General features: G+C 67.9%; 14 protein-coding genes. 4 read left to right on the top strand and 10 right to left on the bottom strand.

The window, feature by feature from the left end:
- The first annotated feature begins 199 nt into the window (after positions 1 to 199).
- Complete coding sequence (dcd, locus tag ACTIL2_RS09720) at positions 200 to 811, top strand: dCTP deaminase (RefSeq protein WP_442337264.1); 612 nt, start codon at positions 200 to 202, stop codon at positions 809 to 811.
- Positions 812 to 1,108: 297 nt separating this feature from the next.
- Here dcd and ACTIL2_RS09715 read toward each other — a convergent pair whose 3' ends face one another.
- From ACTIL2_RS09715 to ACTIL2_RS09705, 3 genes are read right to left on the bottom strand one after another with little or no spacing between them, the layout of a single operon-like run.
- The gene (locus ACTIL2_RS09715; protein ID WP_442337263.1) at positions 1,109 to 2,908 is read right to left on the bottom strand and encodes an alpha/beta hydrolase; all 1,800 of its coding nucleotides are present in this window, start codon (positions 2,906 to 2,908) and stop codon (positions 1,109 to 1,111) included.
- Positions 2,909 to 2,949: 41 nt separating this feature from the next.
- Complete coding sequence (locus tag ACTIL2_RS09710) at positions 2,950 to 3,216, bottom strand: hypothetical protein (RefSeq protein WP_442337262.1); 267 nt, start codon at positions 3,214 to 3,216, stop codon at positions 2,950 to 2,952.
- An 18-nt stretch (positions 3,217 to 3,234) separates the two neighbouring features.
- Positions 3,235 to 4,125 carry a lipase family protein gene (locus tag ACTIL2_RS09705; RefSeq protein ID WP_442337261.1) on the bottom strand — a complete coding sequence of 297 codons (891 nt, stop codon included), beginning with the start codon at positions 4,123 to 4,125 and terminating at the stop codon, positions 3,235 to 3,237.
- A 122-nt stretch (positions 4,126 to 4,247) separates the two neighbouring features.
- On the opposite strand from ACTIL2_RS09705, the gene ACTIL2_RS09700 reads away from it, so the two are divergent.
- Positions 4,248 to 5,720 (top strand): UDP-glucose dehydrogenase family protein, encoded by a 1,473-nt coding sequence (locus ACTIL2_RS09700; RefSeq protein WP_442337260.1) that lies wholly within the window; start codon positions 4,248 to 4,250, stop codon positions 5,718 to 5,720.
- On the opposite strand, the gene ACTIL2_RS09695 is transcribed toward ACTIL2_RS09700, so the two are convergent.
- The 6 genes from ACTIL2_RS09695 to ACTIL2_RS09670 all read right to left on the bottom strand — a co-directional run bounded on the left by ACTIL2_RS09695 (position 5,628) and on the right by ACTIL2_RS09670 (position 11,321).
- The gene (locus ACTIL2_RS09695) at positions 5,628 to 6,419 is read right to left on the bottom strand and encodes a response regulator (RefSeq protein WP_442337259.1); all 792 of its coding nucleotides are present in this window, start codon (positions 6,417 to 6,419) and stop codon (positions 5,628 to 5,630) included. The two genes, ACTIL2_RS09700 and ACTIL2_RS09695, sit on opposite strands and share 93 nt — an antisense overlap.
- A gap of 6 nt (positions 6,420 to 6,425) precedes the next feature.
- On the bottom strand, positions 6,426 to 6,638 hold the full coding sequence (locus tag ACTIL2_RS09690; protein WP_442337258.1) for a hypothetical protein: 213 nt from the start codon (positions 6,636 to 6,638) through the stop codon (positions 6,426 to 6,428).
- Between the two features lie 56 nt (positions 6,639 to 6,694).
- Entirely contained in the window at positions 6,695 to 7,921 is a 1,227-nt protein-coding gene (locus ACTIL2_RS09685; RefSeq protein WP_442337257.1) for a sensor histidine kinase, read from the bottom strand.
- Between the two features lie 15 nt (positions 7,922 to 7,936).
- Positions 7,937 to 9,202 (bottom strand): pyridoxal phosphate-dependent aminotransferase, encoded by a 1,266-nt coding sequence (locus ACTIL2_RS09680; RefSeq protein WP_442337256.1) that lies wholly within the window; start codon positions 9,200 to 9,202, stop codon positions 7,937 to 7,939.
- 62 nt (positions 9,203 to 9,264) lie between these two features.
- A complete protein-coding gene (locus ACTIL2_RS09675) occupies positions 9,265 to 10,320 on the bottom strand; it encodes a hypothetical protein (RefSeq protein WP_442337255.1) in 1,056 nt (351 codons plus the stop codon).
- 71 nt (positions 10,321 to 10,391) lie between these two features.
- On the bottom strand, positions 10,392 to 11,321 hold the full coding sequence (locus ACTIL2_RS09670; protein WP_442337254.1) for an alpha/beta hydrolase fold domain-containing protein: 930 nt from the start codon (positions 11,319 to 11,321) through the stop codon (positions 10,392 to 10,394).
- 194 nt (positions 11,322 to 11,515) lie between these two features.
- Between ACTIL2_RS09670 and dnaK the strand changes: the two genes are divergently transcribed.
- Together dnaK and grpE are read left to right on the top strand one after the other, a co-directional pair.
- Positions 11,516 to 13,378, top strand: a complete 1,863-nt coding sequence (gene dnaK / locus ACTIL2_RS09665; protein ID WP_442337253.1) for a molecular chaperone DnaK — start codon at positions 11,516 to 11,518, stop codon at positions 13,376 to 13,378.
- Between the two features lie 2 nt (positions 13,379 to 13,380).
- On the top strand, positions 13,381 to 14,049 hold the full coding sequence (gene grpE / locus ACTIL2_RS09660; RefSeq protein WP_442337265.1) for a nucleotide exchange factor GrpE: 669 nt from the start codon (positions 13,381 to 13,383) through the stop codon (positions 14,047 to 14,049).
- Between the two features lie 112 nt (positions 14,050 to 14,161).
- Here grpE and ACTIL2_RS09655 read toward each other — a convergent pair whose 3' ends face one another.
- Positions 14,162 to 17,020 (bottom strand): hypothetical protein, encoded by a 2,859-nt coding sequence (locus ACTIL2_RS09655; RefSeq protein WP_442337252.1) that lies wholly within the window; start codon positions 17,018 to 17,020, stop codon positions 14,162 to 14,164.

The raw sequence follows: 17,020 nt of genomic DNA, 5'->3' as shown, positions 1-17,020 counted from the left end.
CGTATTCAGCTTGGGAAGCTGATGTTCTACCATTGAACTACATCGGCGATCGCACACGTCCGGGCCCCACCGAGGCCCCTGATGTGCACTGGGGAAAACTCTAACACAAGGCCGCGGCGTCCTGTCACACCACCCGTGGACCACCCACAATGCGTCCTGCGTGGCCTGTGTCGTCCGCAGTTCAGCTAGGGTAAGTGACGTGCTTCTATCCGACCGAGACATCCGCGCCGCACTCGACTCCGGGGACCTCGCCCTGGACCCCTACGATCCGGCACTGGTCCAGCCCTCCAGCATCGACGTGCGCCTCGACCGCTATTTCCGTGTCTTCAACAACTCGAAGTACACGCACATCGATCCGCGTCAGCCGCAGGAGGACCTCACCACCCTCGTCGAGGTCGGCAGCGGGCAGGGTGAGGACGGGACCCCGGTCAGTGAAGGTGGCGTGGCCGGCGAGGCCTTCATCCTCCACCCCGGCGAGTTCGTCCTGGGCTCCACGCTGGAGTTCGTGACCGTGCCGGACAACCTCGCCGCCCGGCTCGAGGGCAAGTCCTCCCTGGGGCGCCTCGGCCTGCTGACCCACTCCACCGCCGGTTTCGTTGACCCGGGGTTCAACGGGCACATCACGCTGGAGCTCTCCAACACCGCGAACCTGCCCATCTCGCTGTACCCCGGCATGAAGATCGGGCAGCTCGCCCTGTTCAGCCTGTCGAGCCCGGCGGAGTCGCCGTACGGTTCGGGCCCGCTCGGGTCGAAGTACCAGGGGCAGCGCGGCCCCACGCCGTCGAAGGCGTACCTGAACTTCCGCAGGTAGACGGCGGCACACTCCCCGGACACAGTTCACCCCCGGTAGCGACGGACGCTGCCGGGGGCTCACTGCTGACGTTTCAAGAGGAGAATGCTCAGCTGCCGTATACGAATCCTTTCGCGGAAAGGGAAGTGCCAGATCATGATGTTCGCGTTGGCTCCGGTGACCACCATGATCGTGAAGTCTTGGTGACCTCCGAAGGCGCTGACATTCAATCTACGAACCCTTGCTTGGAGATCCATGGCAACGCACTGCTGTGTCTCTGCCGTGTTCCTACGGCGTCACTGTTGCGGGGACCGGGAGTCAGTCGTCGGGGTCCGCGCCCCCGCTCCGCGACAGCAGAGGGATGATCTCCTCGGTCTTCTCGTCCGTCCACCCATCCGGCTCCAGGATCTCCGCCCACGCCCGGGGAATGTCCGACACGTAGTTGTGGCCGTGCCCGTCCGGCACGTCCAGCGATACCGCCATATCCGCAGAGACCTGCAGGAAGGAGATGAAGGGGATCCAGGTAATGGAGTCCACCACGTCCGGCCCCGCGTTCTCACGGAGCCAGTCGGGCTCCTCCAGGATCATCGACGGCGACCACCACGCGATCGGGTCCGACGCGTGCTGGAGGTACACGGTGCGCGGCATCTCCCAGGGACCCAGATCCCCGTTCCCGCCCTCAGTGTCCAGGTCATCGGCGGACGACATGAACCGCACGTGCTCACCGTCCTCGTAGACCGGCAGGCGCTGCGGTGAGCCGGCGTCCCGCTGCGAGGTGATCTCCCGCCACAGTTCGTTGTTGAACGTCGGGCCGGAGAACAGTGCGCCGTCCGTCCGCGCGGCCAGCGTCGGTACCGTCCCGAACGCGGCCTCCGCGCCGAAGGAGCCCAGGCTCTCGCCGAAGACGACGACCTTGGGGCGCTCGTTTTCCGGCAGTTCGCGGACCTTCTCGTCCACTGCCTCGAACAATGCGGTGCCGGCGGTCTGCGCGCGGTCACTGTCCACCAGGAACGACAACCAGCTCGGCAGGTAGGAGTACTGCATCGAGACCGTGGCGACATCGCCGTTGTACATGTACTCCAGGGAAGCGACGGATGCCTGGTTGATCCACCCCGACCCGGTCGCTGAGCCGACCGCGATGACCTCGCGGTCCAGGCCGCCGGCCCTGACCAGTTCCTCTGCGGCGAGGTCCGCGTTCTCCCGCAGGTCATCGTCGGTGTCCTCCATGCCGACGAAGGTCCGGACCGGTTCGGTGGCGGCCCCTCCGTTGACCTGCTCCAGGGCGTCGGTGGATGGGCCGTGCGAGACGAACTTGCGCCCTTCCCGCCCCAGTGACTCCCAGGACACCAGTGAGTCCGGCCCGCCCGAGCGGTAGGACGTGGTCGGCTGCTCGGAGCCTTCCTCGGTGTCCGTGTTGGTCGCGGCGAAGATCGCGTTCAGTGCCTGCATGGAGTAGGTGGCCACCACACCGTTGGCGATGAAGACGGTGACCACGACCATCAGGGCGCCGGCCGCGACGGCGGAGATCCGCGGCGGGACCACCCGGTTCAACGCCGCGAAGATCGAGCGGGTCATCCAGCCCCACCCCTGGCCCGCGAGCATCAGTACGGCGAACACGATGACCGCGACCGGAACAATGACCGGGTACGCGGTCCAGGACAACCGGTCGACGGACACCAGGTCGCGGACCTCGTCCTGCCAGTGCATGAACTGGACCAGCATGAACACGGTCCCGGCAACGGCGACGAGACCCAGGGGCAGCCACCACGCCCACGAGAGAGGCCGGCGGCGCCTCTCCTTCGACAGCATGAACCAGAACAGCCAGGACGCGAACACGCCGAGCATGTACCCGAGAGCTCCGGCCGCGCCACTGACGATCCCCTGGAACAACGGGCCGCGTGGCAGCAGGGACGGGGCCATCGACAGGAAGAGGAAGACCGTGGCGGCGATCATGCCGGTGTAGCTCAGTCGGCGCCGGTAGGTGTTCAGCAGCGGGAGCCACAGGGAGGGGAGGCGTTCGGATTCATCATCACCCGGGCCGGTGGTGTCGGGGGCCTCGGAGTCGGTGTCCGTGCCGGGGTCGGGCGTCTCGGAAAAATCGCTCGGCCTCGGTGTCATGGATGCCAACAGTACCTCTCCGGGTTCGCCGCGGAAGACACCTACACCCGCGAGGAGGCGAACTCCAGCGCCTGCGGTAGGCCGTCCGTCCACCCCGCGTGGCCGGCCGGGTCATTGTCGACCCGGTAGGTGACGTCCATACCGTTCCCCCGGGCCTTCGACACGAAGTTGTCGGTGTAGGGCTTCAGCGACACCATGTCGAATTCCTGCTGGTAGATGAACACCGGTGCGCCCCACCCGGAGGTCGGGAGGTTCAGGTGATGCACCAGTGCCCCGTACAGCGGCCCCTCCGACAGCGGCTTCGTCACCAGTGACCCGGCGGTCCGCTATCCGATCTCCTCCGCCATCTCGACGTAGTTGAGTTCCTCGGCGGCATCCACCAGGGAGCGTCCGGCACCGGTCAGGTAGTCGTCGAGCGGGAAATCCGGGTAGGAGGCGCGGAACCCGGCCAGCACGTAGGCGAGGTAGGTCATCAGGTCCGGCTGGTTGACCTGCATCCACGGGGCGACCTTGGTGATCTCGTCCGCGATTCCGGCGGGGACCCCTCCACCGGTTGCCGCCCGCAGGTCCAGCTCAGGGGCGTAGGAGTCGACCATGCCCGCGGCGGCGACGGAGGCGTGCCCGCCCTGGGAGTAGCCGTTGGTGACGAAGGTCGTGGACACGTCGTCGGTGACGGTGTTCGCCGCGCGGACGATGTCGATCATCGCCGCACCCGCGCTGTGCGTGTTCAGGTACGGGTGCACTCCGTCGGTGCCCAGGCCCACGTACTCCGGCGCGGCGACGGCGAATCCCTCGTCCAGCCATTCGCCGATGTACTGGTCGCCGCTGTTGTCCTCCCCGACCCAGCCGGTGTAGCTCACGTTCGCGTCGCCGAGTCCCTGTGTGCCGTGGCCGTAGGAGACGACCGGCCAGCCGCCCTCGGGCACCTCGCCCTGCGGCAGGTAGAGGGTGCCGAGGCTGGTGGCGTCCTGCCCCTGGGGTCCGGACGTCCGGTACTCGAAAAGCCAGCCCCGGGACGCCCGCGACACCACGAGGTCGTCGTCGAGTGGTTCCTGGGTGACGATGGAACCGTGGCCGGAGGCGTGGGACGCGGCGCTCTGTGCGTCCGGCGGCGCTGTCCCGGCCGCGGCGATCGGGATGCCGGGGGCGGCTGCGACGATGGAGACGGCGGTCAACGATGCGAGCAGTGCGCGGGAGGGATTTCGCGGAAACGACATGCGGGGAAGTATAGCCGACCCTGAGCGTTGGGCCAGCCTTACCGAACTGTCCGGGTGACGTTCACCGCATGATCACCGTCCGACAACCGCGTGTCCATGCCCGGGTGCTAGACATGGGGACCATGAAGCTCACCGTCTTCGGAACCGGTTACCTCGGAGCAACCCACGCGGCATGCATGGCCGAACTCGGCCACGACGTCCTCGGTGTGGACGTCGACGCCGCCAAGGTGGAGACCCTCAACAACGGACGTGCCCCGTTCCACGAGCGGGGGTTGGACGAGCTGCTCGCCCGGAACATCGCCGCAGGAAGACTGCGGTTCACCTCGTCCTACGCCGAAGCCGCGTCCCACGGCCGCGTCCATTTCATCGGCGTGGGAACCCCGCAGCGCAAGGGGTCCTACCGGGCGGACACCCGGCACATCGACGCCGTGGTCGACGAACTCGTCCCCCTGCTCGCGGGCGACCACCTCCTGGTCGGCAAGTCGACCGTGCCGGTCGGCACGGCCGCCCACCTGCAGGAGCGGGTGAATGCGCTGGCCTCCGACGGCCCCGCCCAGAGGATCGACGTCTGCTGGAACCCGGAGTTCCTGCGCGAGGGCCGCGCCGTGCGCGACACCCTCGCCCCGGACCGCATCGTCGTCGGTGTCGCTGAGCCGGGTACCGATTCCGCCGGGCAGGTGGAGGACGTCCTTCGCGAGGTCTACGCCGACTGCCTGGAGACCACCCCCTTCGTGCTGGCCGACCTGCCCACCGCCGAACTGGTGAAGGTCAGCGCGAATGCGTTCCTGGCCACCAAGATCAGCTTCATCAACGCGGTCAGCGAGGTCTGCGAGGCCTCCGGTGCGGATGTCACCCGGTTGGCGTCGGCGATCGGCATGGATGAGCGCATCGGGGCGAAGTTCCTGCATGCCGGGCTGGGGTTCGGCGGCGGTTGTCTGCCGAAGGACATCCGCGCGTTCATGGCGCGTGCCGGCGAACTCGGCGCCGACCAGGCCCTGACCTTTCTCCGGGAGGTGGACTCGATCAACATGCGCCGGCGGGAGAAGCTGGTGAACCTCACCCGCAAGGCTTGCGGCGGGAACGTCCTCGGCCACCGGGTGACGGTGCTCGGCGCGACGTTCAAGCCGGAGAGCGACGACGTGCGCGACTCCCCGGCGCTGAACGTCGCCGGGTCGCTGTCCCTGTCGGGCGCCCAGGTGAGGGTGTACGACCCGATGGGCAACGACAATGCCCGCCGGTTGTTCCCCACACTCGACTACGCCGACAGTGCGGACGAGGCTCTGGTGGACGCCGAGGTCGTCATCGTCGCGACGGAGTGGCGGGAGTTCCGGGAACTTGACCCGGTGGCCGCCCGGGACCTGGTCGCGCGCCCGGTGGTGCTTGACGGACGCAACTGCCTGCCCGCCGAGGAGTGGATCGCGGCGGGGTGGAGTTACCGGGGGCTGGGACGCAACGTTCCCGCCGCAGCACCTTCCGCGGAGACTGCGGGTTCCGCGGCGCCGTTAGCGGGCGTCGTCGGGGTGGAATCCGGATTCCACCGCCAGGACGGCGAGTTGTACGCGGGTGCTGGCGCCGAATTTCCCCAGCAGATGTGAGATCTGCTTCTTCACCGCGCTGGCGGAGCGCCCGGTCTCCCGGCTGATCTCGGAGTTGGACAGTCCGTCGCACAGCAGTGCCAGGACACGCTCCTCCGAACGGGACAGGCGGGGGAGGTGGTTCCCCGGTAGCTCTGGCGCGGCGGACTCCGCGTCCTGCTCCGGGCGTTCGATCTCATCGAGGACCGGTGTCGCTGCGGCCGATGGGGACGCCGACGGCGAGGGCGTTCCGGGGAAGGCCGCATGGGTCCCGCCCGACAGGTGCTGCACTAGTTTCGATGCCGGCTGGGGGCTCACCACCGTCCCGCCCCCCATCGCGGCGAGGACGGTGTCGATGATGAATTCGGGGCGTGAGCTCTTCAGAATGTAGCCGCGACCGCCCTGCGCGAGGATCGAGAGCATTGTCTCCTCCTCGTCCAGGGCGGTCATGGCCACGAACTCCGGTGGGTCGGTGAGTTCCCGGACCCGGTTGAGCAGTTCCACCCCGTTCATCCCGGGCATGTGGATGTCCGCCATCACCACGTCGATGTGCTCGGCAGGTGGTGAGGCGGACAGGATGTCCACGGCGTCCTGTCCGGTCGACGCCTCCGCGACGACCTCGATGTTCTCCGCTGCGGGCGCACCGAAGTACAGCCGTAGGGAGGACAGCACCAGCGGATCGTCATCGACGATCAGCAGGCGGATGGGGGAGGGGCTCACGGCGCTTTAGCGGCAGTACCAGAGGTTGGGGAAGACGTTGCAGTTGAACACGTCGGCAGGCGCGCGCTTGGTATCAACCGAACTCGACGTTGCGGCGGTGGTCGTGGTGGAGGTGGCCTCGGCAGAGGCGACTCCGGCACCGAGCCCGGCGGTCAGGGCGATGGTGGCGGCCCCGGCGAAGAAGCGGCGGCGGATGGAACGGGTACGGTCAGCGTTCATGGAGATCTCCTCGTTGTCATCGTGAGAGGTGATGACCGGTGCCTGTTGTGCTCCGGTCAAGGTTCGCTAACAACAATAGGCAGTCGGAGTGCAGTCCGCCAGAGGGGAGCATTACTTTCTCCGGCATCGGGGTGTCCGTTGTTCATGTCCTCCGGCTCCACGGGACCGGTGAGGAGTACCCCGCCGGCCTTGGAGGCTCGCGCCTGCATCGACCCGAGCCCAAGACCCGAGGACAGGGAGGAATCGTCGGTGGCAAGCGCAGGGACAGCAACTTCATTGGTCATGGTAAGGACCAGGCACGTTTCCTCCACATGACAGTCCAAGATGACGGTCGAGTGCCGGGTCGAGTGCTTCGCGGCATTGGAGACCATTTCCGTGAGCACCTTGGCCACGGTATCCCGGTCGAACCAGGGGTCCGACTCCCAGGTCCCCTCCTTGTCATCGCTACGGTTCGCCACCCGCGCCACGTCCCGGGGAAGATCGAACTTCGTGACGACCTTCAGGTCATGGGCCTTCAATTCCTTGGCGGCATTGGAGAGGGCGCGCTTCAACGGGGGTGCGTCCGCCCGGGCACGGAAGGCCGGGCTGCTCGGTTCCTCGTTGAGCAGGCGGAGCATGGTCCGGAGCTGGTCGAGCGCACTGCGGGAGGAATCCGAGATCTCCTCGAGCCCCTCCCTGGCGTGCTGCTCCTCCTGTCCCGGGGGCAGGAGTGTCAGTGCCTGGGCGCGCATGACCACGCTGGTCAGTGACGTGGCCACCGAATCGTGGAGCTCCCGGGCAAGCTCGAGACGTTGCTCGCGTTCCTGTTCCGCCAGCGAATTGCGCAGTGTCTGCTGCCGTCGTCGGTTGTTGTGACGGTTCCAGCCGATCATGTAGGCCACGATGAGGACAAAAGCCACCATGGCGAGCGACATCGGGTCGGTGACGAGTATCTGATTGACCGGGTCCACGGTGGACAACGCCCACTGGGCGAGCGCCAGGAAGATACCGATCGTCAATTGCCCGCGGGCGACCACGATCTCCAGCACGAGCGCTGCCAGGAAAAGAGAGAAGATCGGAGCCAGCTCGCCCAGTGCGAATGCTGAGGTCAGAAGGAACAGGGACAGCAGGGACGCGAGCACCGGGTAACGCGCCGTGATCGCCACCAGGCCCACCATCAGGACGGCGACGGCCACTGCCAGAACCGTCAGTTCCTCGTTCATGATCCACAGCTCGGCGCCGGCGATGATGGCCGCGAACAGTGTCTCAACGGCGCCGAGCGGAAGTCGTCTGGTGAACCTCATGGTTGCTCCCGCGTCCTACTGCCGGTACGACGCCATGAAGTTGCCCAACCGTTCAATCGCCTCGGCGAGGTCCCTGGCCCACGGCAGGGTGACCACCCGGAAGTGGTCCGGGGTCGGCCAGTTCATGCCCGTCCCCTGCACCATCTGGATCTTCTCGGAGCGCAGCAGGTCGAACATGAACTGCTCGTCGTCGTGGATCTCATGGACGTTCGGGTCGATCCGCGGGAACGCGTACAGCGCGCCCATCGGCTTGACCACGCTGATGCCGGGGATCTCGTTGAGCTTCTCGAAGGCGACATTGCGCTGTTCCAGCAGGCGCCCGCCCGGCAGGACGAGTTCGTCGATCGACTGCCGGCCGGACAGTGCGACCTGGATGCCGTACTGGGCGGGAACGTTCGCGCACAGGCGCGTCGACGCCAGCAACGTCAGGCCCTCGATGAAACCGGACGCATGGTCCTTCGGCCCGGTGATCACGGCCCAGCCCGCCCGGTAGCCGGCCACGCGGTAGGCCTTCGACAGGCCGTTGAAGGTGATGCACAGTAGGTCGGGGGCCAGGGCGGCGGTGTTCACGTGCACGGCATCGTCGTAGAGGATCTTGTCGTAGATCTCGTCCGACAGCAGCAGCAGTGAGTGCTCGCGTGCGATGTCCACGATCCTCTGCACGATCTCGCGGCTGTACACCGCACCGGTCGGGTTGTTCGGGTTGATGATCACGATCGCCTTGGTGCGCTCGGTGATCTTCGACTCGATGTCCTCGATGGACGGCTCCCAGTCGGCCTCCTCGTCGCAGAGGTAGTGCACCGGCTTGCCGCCGGCCAGGGTCGTCGCCGCGGTCCACAGCGGGTAGTCCGGGGCGGGGATCAGCACCTCGTCGCCGTCGTTGAGCAGGGCCTGCGTGGTCATCGTGATCAGCTCGGAGACCCCGTTGCCGACGAAGACGTCCTCGATGTCGAACTCGGGGAACCCCGCGACGACCTCGTAGCGGGACACCACGGCGCGGCGGGCCGAGGGAATGCCCTTGGACTGGGAGTACCCCTGTGCGAACGGCAGAGCGGCGATCATGTCCTGGACGATGGTGTCCGGGGCGTCGAAACCGAACGCGGCGGGGTTGCCGGTGTTGAGCTTGAGGATGCGCTGGCCGTCGGCCTCCATGCGCTCCGCCTCGGCATTGACCGGCCCACGGATCTCGTACAGGACGTTCTGGAGCTTCGTTGACTGGTCCAGGGGACGGAGCGGACGCTGCGAACGAGGCTCCGGTGGACGATTCTCTGCAGTGCTCATTCCGCCAATTGTGCCAGCCTGCCCCCGGCGACGGGACGTGACCCGCGGATTAGTGGGGGAACCTACTCGCCGCCGGTGTCGTCACCGTCGTCTCCGCCGGCATCGCCACCCTCGTCGCCGGTGTTGCCGTCTCCGCCGTCATCGCCGCCTCCGCCACCGGTGTTGCCGTCATTTCCACCGTTGCCGGGCAGGTCATCGCCCCCGTTCTCCGGGGGGTTGGGCTGCGGGTTGGCGTCGTCGTCCGAGTCGTCATCGGGACGCGGTGCGTCCTCCCCGTCGTCCGGGGTGTCCGCCTCGGGCTGCTCGGGAACCGGGGCCTGCTCCGGGACGTACTGCTCCTGCGGTTCGTAGTCGGGGACGTCCGCGGTGCCAGCGCCCTCGCCCCCGCCCGCGCCGGGCTCGGCGGTGGGGATGGGGTTGTCGGAGTCCCACGCCTCGGGACGCTCGTAGTTGGGCACCACGCTCGAGTACGGGGTGCGGTTCTCGCCGTCGTCGCCGGTACGCATGATTCCCATGGTGATCAGTGCGGCGGCGATGGCCAGGCCGAGCCCGATCAGCAGGATCCACGCCCAGGCGGGGATCCGTGCGATCCATGGGCGGGTGTCGATCTCGTCCTCCACGTCCCCCTCGTCGCCGCCCTCGGGTTCCTCGGGGTCGCCCGGTTCCCCGGCGGTTTCGGATGCGTCGGTGGTGGTGGTTGCCGCGGAGGCGGCTTCGGCGGAGGCGGCTGCCCCTGCAGCTGCCCCGGTTGCGGCGCCTGCCGATGCGCCTGCCGCAGCAGAGCCGGAACCCGCCTCCCGGTCTGCCCGGCGCTGCTCGATCTGCTCGTCGTCGATCACCGGGATGATGCCGGTCATCTCGGGGTCCCGGGTCGATCCCAGCGGCTCGTGGTCCGGCTGGTCCGCATCCTCCACCTCCGCGTCCACGATGTCCCCGTTCGCCCCGTCGGCGTGGTCGCCGTCAGATGAGCCGGGCGCCTCCGCCTCCGCGGCAAAGCCGTCCTTGTCGGCATCGCCGTCGGTATCGCTGCCGAAGGCGAATTCGGTGTCCTCGAAAGCGCTGGTGTCGCGCGGGAGGTCATCGCCGTGCTGGCGGTGCGGATCTGATGGATTGCTCATCTGGTCTCTTCGTCTCGTCAAACTGTTCGGCGTTCAGAGCGTGGAACGGGTGCGGTCCATCCTAACCCCCTTCACATGCGCGAACCGGGAAGGGTCAGCCACTGGATGGCGTCGGAGCGTCCCGCTCTCCCCTCCGGTGCAGGCAGCAGCGGGTAGTTGTGCAGCGCGCCCGCGGCCACGGTCAGCCCGCAGCCCGTGCGCTGCGCAAGTGCTGCAGCGTCCGCGTGCAGCACGTCCCGGGTACCGCTCCACACGCGCAGTGGGGGAAGGGACGCCAACTGCTCGTCGGACGCCGCGAGTGGGCTGACCAGGGGGGACCGCACGCCTACGTCCCGTCCCCAGGACGCCCCGGCAACGCGGAGCCCGTCCGGGTGAAGCCAGGGGTCCCCGGGGGTGTACCTGTCGGTGCCGGGGGTGGAACAGGTGGCGTCCAGCCAGGGGCTCACCAGGGCGGCCCGGTCCACGACGGTGCGGAGGCCCCGTCTGTTCCGGTCGAGGAGCCACCCCAGTGCCAGCCCCGCCCCGGCTGAATCACCCGCCAGGCTCACCCGGTGCCCGGAGGCGTCCGCCTCGTCGGCGGCACGGTCGTGGATGACGTCGAGCAGTCCGGCCGCGGCGGAGGCCTCGAACTCCGGGGCCAGCCCGTAGTCCGGGACCACGACCTTCATCCCTGCGCCGGCGATGTCGCTGATGAGCTTCCAGTGCTGGGCGGAGAGTCCGCGGACGTAGCCGCCGCCGTGGACGTAGAGGCAGATGTCCAACGGGGTGTCCCGCGGGGCGTCTGTGGCGGGAACCAGGCTGTGGACGGTGAACTCACCGTGGTCTGTGGCGACGGTGTCCGTTACGACGTGGTTGACCTGGAAGAACTCGTGGGGGATCGGGTCGGAGCCACGCTTCTCCGGCGGCTCGGCCATCAGTGAGCGTACGGTCGCGGCGGATCCCCACGCCGTGTTTCTGGCGCGCTTGGAGAACGTGGCGAGGAAGCGCATCTGCAGGCTCATGGGGGACGAGTGTACTGGTTGGAGGGGGTGGCGGAGAAAAGTTGAGTGAATCGGGAACAACCCTGTGCCGTGCCCCGTTGAATCGTATGTCAACGAATTGAGTGAAGCGCACTCAACTTGGTTTGACTCTTCAAAACCGGAAGGGCAGACTTGAGCGCGGCTCACTTAACAAGCAACCACAGGAGGAAGTAATTATGGGACGTGCAGTCGGTATCGACCTGGGAACCACGAACTCGGTCGTCAGCGTGCTCGAGGGTGGCGAGGCCACCGTCATCGCCAACTCCGAGGGCGCCCGCACCACCCCGTCGATCGTCGCCTTCGCCAAGAACGGTGAGGTGCTCGTCGGCCAGTCCGCGAAGAACCAGGCGGTGACCAACGTCGACCGCACCATCCGCTCCGTCAAGCGCCACATCGGCGACGACTCCTGGACCACCAGCGAGATCGACGACAAGAAGTACACCGCCCAGGAGATCTCCGCCCGCACCCTCCAGAAGCTCAAGAGGGACGCCGAGTCCTACCTCGGTGAGGACGTCACCGACGCCGTCATCACCGTCCCCGCCTACTTCAACGACGCCCAGCGCCAGGCCACCAAGGATGCCGGCCAGATCGCCGGCCTGAACGTCCTGCGCATCGTCAACGAGCCGACCGCGGCCGCCCTGGCCTACGGCCTGGAGAAGGGCGACAACGAGCAGACCATCCTGGTCTTCGACCTCGGTGGCGGTACCTTCGACGTCTCCCTCCTGGAGATCGGCGACGGTGTTGTCGAGGTCCGGGCCACCTCGGGCGACAACGCCCTCGGCGGCGATGACTGGGACCAGCGCATCGTCGACTGGCTGGTCGACAAGTTCAAGTCCGCCAACGGCGTCGACCTGTCCAAGGACAAGATGGCCCTGCAGCGCCTCCGCGAGGCCGCCGAGAAGGCCAAGATCGAGCTGTCCAGCTCCCAGCAGGCCAGCATCAACCTGCCGTACATCACCGTCGACCAGGACAAGAACCCGCTCTTCCTCGACGAGACCCTGTCCCGTACCGAGTTCCAGAAGATCACCCAGGATCTCCTCGACCGCACCAAGGAGCCCTTCAAGGCCGTCCTGAAGGACGCGGACATCGACGTCAAGAACATCGAGCACGTCGTGCTCGTCGGTGGCTCCACCCGTATGCCGGCCGTCTCCGAACTGGTCAAGGACCTGACCGGGGGCAAGGAGCCCAACAAGGGCGTCAACCCGGACGAGGTCGTCGCCGTGGGCGCCGCCCTGCAGGCCGGCGTCCTGCGCGGTGAAGTGAAGGACGTGCTGCTCCTCGACGTCACCCCGCTGTCCCTCGGCATCGAGACCAAGGGCGGCGTGATGACCAAGCTCATCGAGCGCAACACCACCATCCCGACCAAGCGGTCCGAGACCTTCACCACCGCTGAGGACTCCCAGCCCTCCGTGCAGATCCAGGTCTTCCAGGGTGAGCGCGAGATGGCCCAGCAGAACAAGGTCCTCGGCTCCTTCGAGCTCGGCGGCATCGCACCCGCCCCGCGTGGAGTGCCGCAGATCGAGGTCACCTTCGACATCGACGCCAACGGCATCGTGCACGTGACCGCCAAGGACAAGGGCACCGGCAAGGAGTCCACCATCACCATCCAGGACGGCTCCGGCCTCTCCCAGGAGGAGATCGACCAGATGGTGAAGGACGCCGAGGCCCACGCCGACGAGGACAAGAAGCGCCGCGAGGAGCAGGAGGTCCGCAACTCCGCCGAGTCCATGGTCTACCAGACCCGCAAGTTCCTCTCCGAGAACGAGGAGAAGGTCTCCGACGAGACCAAGACCAAGGTCGAGGAGGCCTCCGACGCTGTCGACGAGGCGCTCAAGGGCGACGACATCGAGGCCGTCAAGGACTCCGTCGAGAAGCTGTCCGCCGAGAGCCAGGAGATGGGCAAGGCCATCTACGAGGCCGAGGCCGCCGACGCTGAAGGTGCCGAGGCCGGTGCCGAGGGTGCGTCCGCGGATGAGGACGTCGTCGACGCCGAGGTCGTGGACGAGGACGACACCAAGTCGGAGGATGATGCCAAGTGACCATGCCCGACAACCCCGGTGACCCGTCGTTGACCGACGAGGAGTACACCTCGCCCGAGATGTCCGAGACCACCCCGGAGGAGGACGCCGTGTCGGACGCCGAGTCCGTCGACCCCGCTGTCGACGCCGAGACCGTCGACGCCGAGGAGTCCACCGAGGCCGGTGACGGTACCGAGGCTGCCGAGGCACTGGCCGGTGAGTCCGAGGACGGGGTCGCCGACACCGCGGACGCGGACATCGACGACTCCGGGGAACTCTCCGACGCCGAGATCCAGCTCGCCGAGCGCACCGCTGACCTGCAGCGTGTGACCGCGGAGTACGCCAACTACCGCAAGCGCACAGAGCGTGACCGGGTCGGCATCCGCGAGTCCGCCAAGGCGGAGATCGCCGCTGGCCTGCTCCCGGTCCGGGATGACCTGGACCTCGCCGAGCAGCACGGTGACCTGACCGGGCCGCTGAAGGCCGTGGCGGACAAGCTGGACTCCGTCCTGTCCTCGCTGAAGGTCGAGACCTTCGGCGAGGAGGGCGACGAGTTCGACCCGTCCCAGCACGAGGCGGTCCAGGACACCTCCACCGGTGACGACAAGGTGCTGGGCACCGTCCTGCGCAAGGGCTACCGCTCGGGCGACCGTGTGCTTCGTAGCGCCATGGTGGTCATCGGCGACAAGTAGGCCCCACCGGTTCTTCCCTGACATCCCCACTGCCCGGGGCGCGCATTCCGACCGGAAAGCGCACCCCGGGCCGTGGGGATTTCTGCAGTGGCGGGGGAGCGGGGCAGGGCGGCTACACGCTGCGGTAGTACTCCGCGCGGTAGACCTGCGACTCGGCGGCCTCCGGAACGGTCTTCTCACGGCGCTGGGCAAGGACACGGACCTGCGGGCGGTTCCCCTCCGCGGGGCTTCCGGCGGCGGAGGCCCACGGCACCGCCTCGTCCAACGGCATCGACCCGCCCATCTCGACCCGTTCGGTGAAGTCACCGGAGCCGACGATCACCGACTCCTCCTCGATGGCGCCGTTGACCTGGCGTCCCATCACGCGGAGTCCCAGACGGCCACCTGTGCCGTTGACGCCCTCGATGACCAGGGTGTCCCCATCGCGTTCCACTGTCAGGTCCGTCAGTTCCACGGACATGTCACCACTGACATCGGACGGTTCCACCACATCAGTCCCGATGTCGCCGGTGATGACCACCGGTGACGTGGTCACGGTGAACTGTTCACCGTCGAGGTCCAGTTCGGCGCCCAGCACACTGTGCACCGACGACACCCCGGGGACCGCGACCTGCAGGGACCCGCCCTCCGGAACCAGCCACGGCTCGGGGTGGGGGAAGTAACTCTCCGCGCCGTGGTCGGGGTTGTGGAGGTAGCCGTCCTGCCGGCTCCACAGCACCCAGAACACGTCACCGTCGGAATCGGAGAAACGCAGCCCACGCAGGTCCGGGTGCGGCGACTCGACCCAGCCGAGGAACTCCGCCCCGTCGAGCATCTCCGCGGCGTAGGCGAAGGCGGGCAGGGACGGCTTCGGTGAGCGGTCGCTGTGCAGCAGCCCGTAGTGGTACTCGCTCTCCACCGGGTCCACGCCGAGCTTGTCGTGCCACAGGCCGTCGGCGAGTTGGAACCAGTGCGTCCCGGTGGCGCCCTCCGCCTTGGCCAGCATCAGGGACAGCAGGACGGAGTCCGCCGAGGTGCGTTCATCGTCGTACCACCAGGCGTTCGGCCGGGTGCAGGCGTAGCACTCGGTGAGCCACAACTCGGTGACCGCGTCGTCGGAATCCGGCCCACCGTCCTGTTCCGCGTGGCCGTCGAGGTAGGCCCGGGCCACGCGCACCTGGCCGAGGAAGTTCCAGCGTCCCCCGTCGTAGTCGGCGACGTAGTTGCCGCGGCCGGCGTGCTCGGCGATACCGTCGAGGGTGTCCCAGCCCCCGTTGTCGTGGATGGCGTCGAGGAACTCCTCGTCCCAGCCGGCCAGGGCCATGGCGATGAGTTTCGCGTCCACCCCGCGGCGGTTCATCTCGGCGCGGAAGGGGATCAGCCAGTCGTTGGTGTACTCGGTGGCGAGTTCCGTGGAGTCGGTGCCGTCGATGTTCCACTCGTTGAGCAGTTCGTAGTGGCCGACCCCGGCCTCCTCGCCGCGGTCGATGTTGGATGTCGCCCACTCGGTGAACGTCTCGCCGCCGCCCTCCATGCGCTCGTCGCTGAACTTCCCGGGGGCGCCGGCGGGCTGGATTGCTGTGCGGATGTCCAGGTCCTCCGCCTGCTCGGCGGTGAGCCAGGGGTTGCGCAGGTGCTTGATGCCGATGCGCTGCCACAGCGCCCGTTCGTCCCCGGGGGACTCCAGCCCGGCGGACTGGGAGCCGGAGGCGACGGTGGAGAAGCCACTGAGTCCGACGATCGACTGTTCCGGCGGACCGTACCCGTACTCCGGCCACACGGCAGCGGCGGTCCGGGCGAAGGAGTCCGAGCAGGTGGCCTCGATCGCGCACCAGGAGCGGGGCCCGGGCAGGTCGATGGTGATGTCGGTGTCGGTGTAACGGTCACCGTCGGCGATCTCCACGGTGTGGGAGGAACGGTGGATCTCCTCACCGGTGAAGTCGCGGGCGACGACCTCGACTTCGGAGGTGCCGCTGCCGGCGACGCCGACGGTGAAGGTCTGTTCACCACCGTCGGTGAGCACGTTGTAGGTTCCCGGACCTGTGATGTCGACGGTCGGGTCGGGGATCCCGGGCCCGCCGAGGACCGCCCCGGCGATCATCGGACGCCCGGATTCCACGAGGTCGCGCGCGGTTCCCACGCCGCGGTCGGCGCGGAACACAACCCGCGACCGCCAGATTCCGTCGTTGCCGCCGTCACCGTCCTCCGGTGCGCCGGGAGGGGCGTTGAGCATCGATTCGCTGCGCGAGCGGGAGCCCGGGACCGACAGGCAGCCGCAGATCCGCTGCTCGGCGCCGTCGGAGTCGGTGCCGGCGTCCCAGTCCGCGAAGTAGAGCTCGGTGACGCGTTCCTGGAAGGGGACGCCACCACCGGGGTCACGGGCCCAGCGCGTCGCCGGGACGTGGAGTTCCTGTTCGTCGGAGGCGTCCACGAGGGTGCGGTAGATCCCCCCGCCGCGCAGCAGGGCCCGACCGTCGTCACCGTCCTCGAAGCCGGTGCCGGGGGTGGTGAACTCCCAGTCGGCGGTGACCTGCTGGCCATCGGCGCTGTAGGTGACCGCCGCGGTGTAGTCGGTGTCGGTGACCGTGAACTCGACCCGGACCGGTCCCGGCCCCGGTTCGCCGTTGCCGGGGTCGTCGACCGTGGCCTCGCGGGTGCCGATCGAGGAGGTCAGCCGGTACCCGTCGAAGTGGACGAGCTCCCGTCCGTCACCTGTCAGGACGGTCACACGGCCCGGGTGGTCGTTGCCGCCGACCTGCAGCTGGAGGGGGCCGGGGTCGACCGCCGTGGGCCGGTCGGGGAGATCGTTGCCGGAGCCCACCCCGCTACCGTCACCGTCGTCCTGCAGCAGCATGGTGCCGCCGACGGCGACTGCGCCGAGCCCGATGACCCCCGCCCCGCCAGCGAGGAAGGAGCGGCGGCTGACGGCGTTGCGCCGGCCCACGGTCCTGCGTCCTGACGTCCTGCGTCCCGAATGCGAGTGACGCGCCAC

The sequence above is a fragment of the Corynebacterium sp. genome (assembly GCF_052107835.1).
Lineage (GTDB): Bacteria > Actinomycetota > Actinomycetes > Mycobacteriales > Mycobacteriaceae > Corynebacterium.
This window is presented reverse-complemented; position numbering and strand designations above follow the sequence as displayed.

Excerpts from the sequence above, each read along its gene's own strand:
- ACTIL2_RS09715 (WP_442337263.1), bottom strand. The coding sequence starts at position 2,908 with ATGACACCGAGGCCGAGCGATTTTTCCGAGACGCCCGACCCCGGCACG.
- ACTIL2_RS09705 (WP_442337261.1), bottom strand. The coding sequence starts at position 4,125 with ATGTCGTTTCCGCGAAATCCCTCCCGCGCACTGCTCGCATCGTTGACC.
- ACTIL2_RS09700 (WP_442337260.1), top strand. The coding sequence starts at position 4,248 with ATGAAGCTCACCGTCTTCGGAACCGGTTACCTCGGAGCAACCCACGCG.
- ACTIL2_RS09690 (WP_442337258.1), bottom strand. The coding sequence starts at position 6,638 with ATGAACGCTGACCGTACCCGTTCCATCCGCCGCCGCTTCTTCGCCGGG.
- ACTIL2_RS09685 (WP_442337257.1), bottom strand. The coding sequence starts at position 7,921 with ATGAGGTTCACCAGACGACTTCCGCTCGGCGCCGTTGAGACACTGTTC.
- ACTIL2_RS09680 (WP_442337256.1), bottom strand. The coding sequence starts at position 9,202 with ATGAGCACTGCAGAGAATCGTCCACCGGAGCCTCGTTCGCAGCGTCCG.
- ACTIL2_RS09675 (WP_442337255.1), bottom strand. The coding sequence starts at position 10,320 with ATGAGCAATCCATCAGATCCGCACCGCCAGCACGGCGATGACCTCCCG.
- ACTIL2_RS09670 (WP_442337254.1), bottom strand. The coding sequence starts at position 11,321 with ATGAGCCTGCAGATGCGCTTCCTCGCCACGTTCTCCAAGCGCGCCAGA.
- dnaK (WP_442337253.1), top strand. The coding sequence starts at position 11,516 with ATGGGACGTGCAGTCGGTATCGACCTGGGAACCACGAACTCGGTCGTC.
- grpE (WP_442337265.1), top strand. The coding sequence starts at position 13,381 with ATGCCCGACAACCCCGGTGACCCGTCGTTGACCGACGAGGAGTACACC.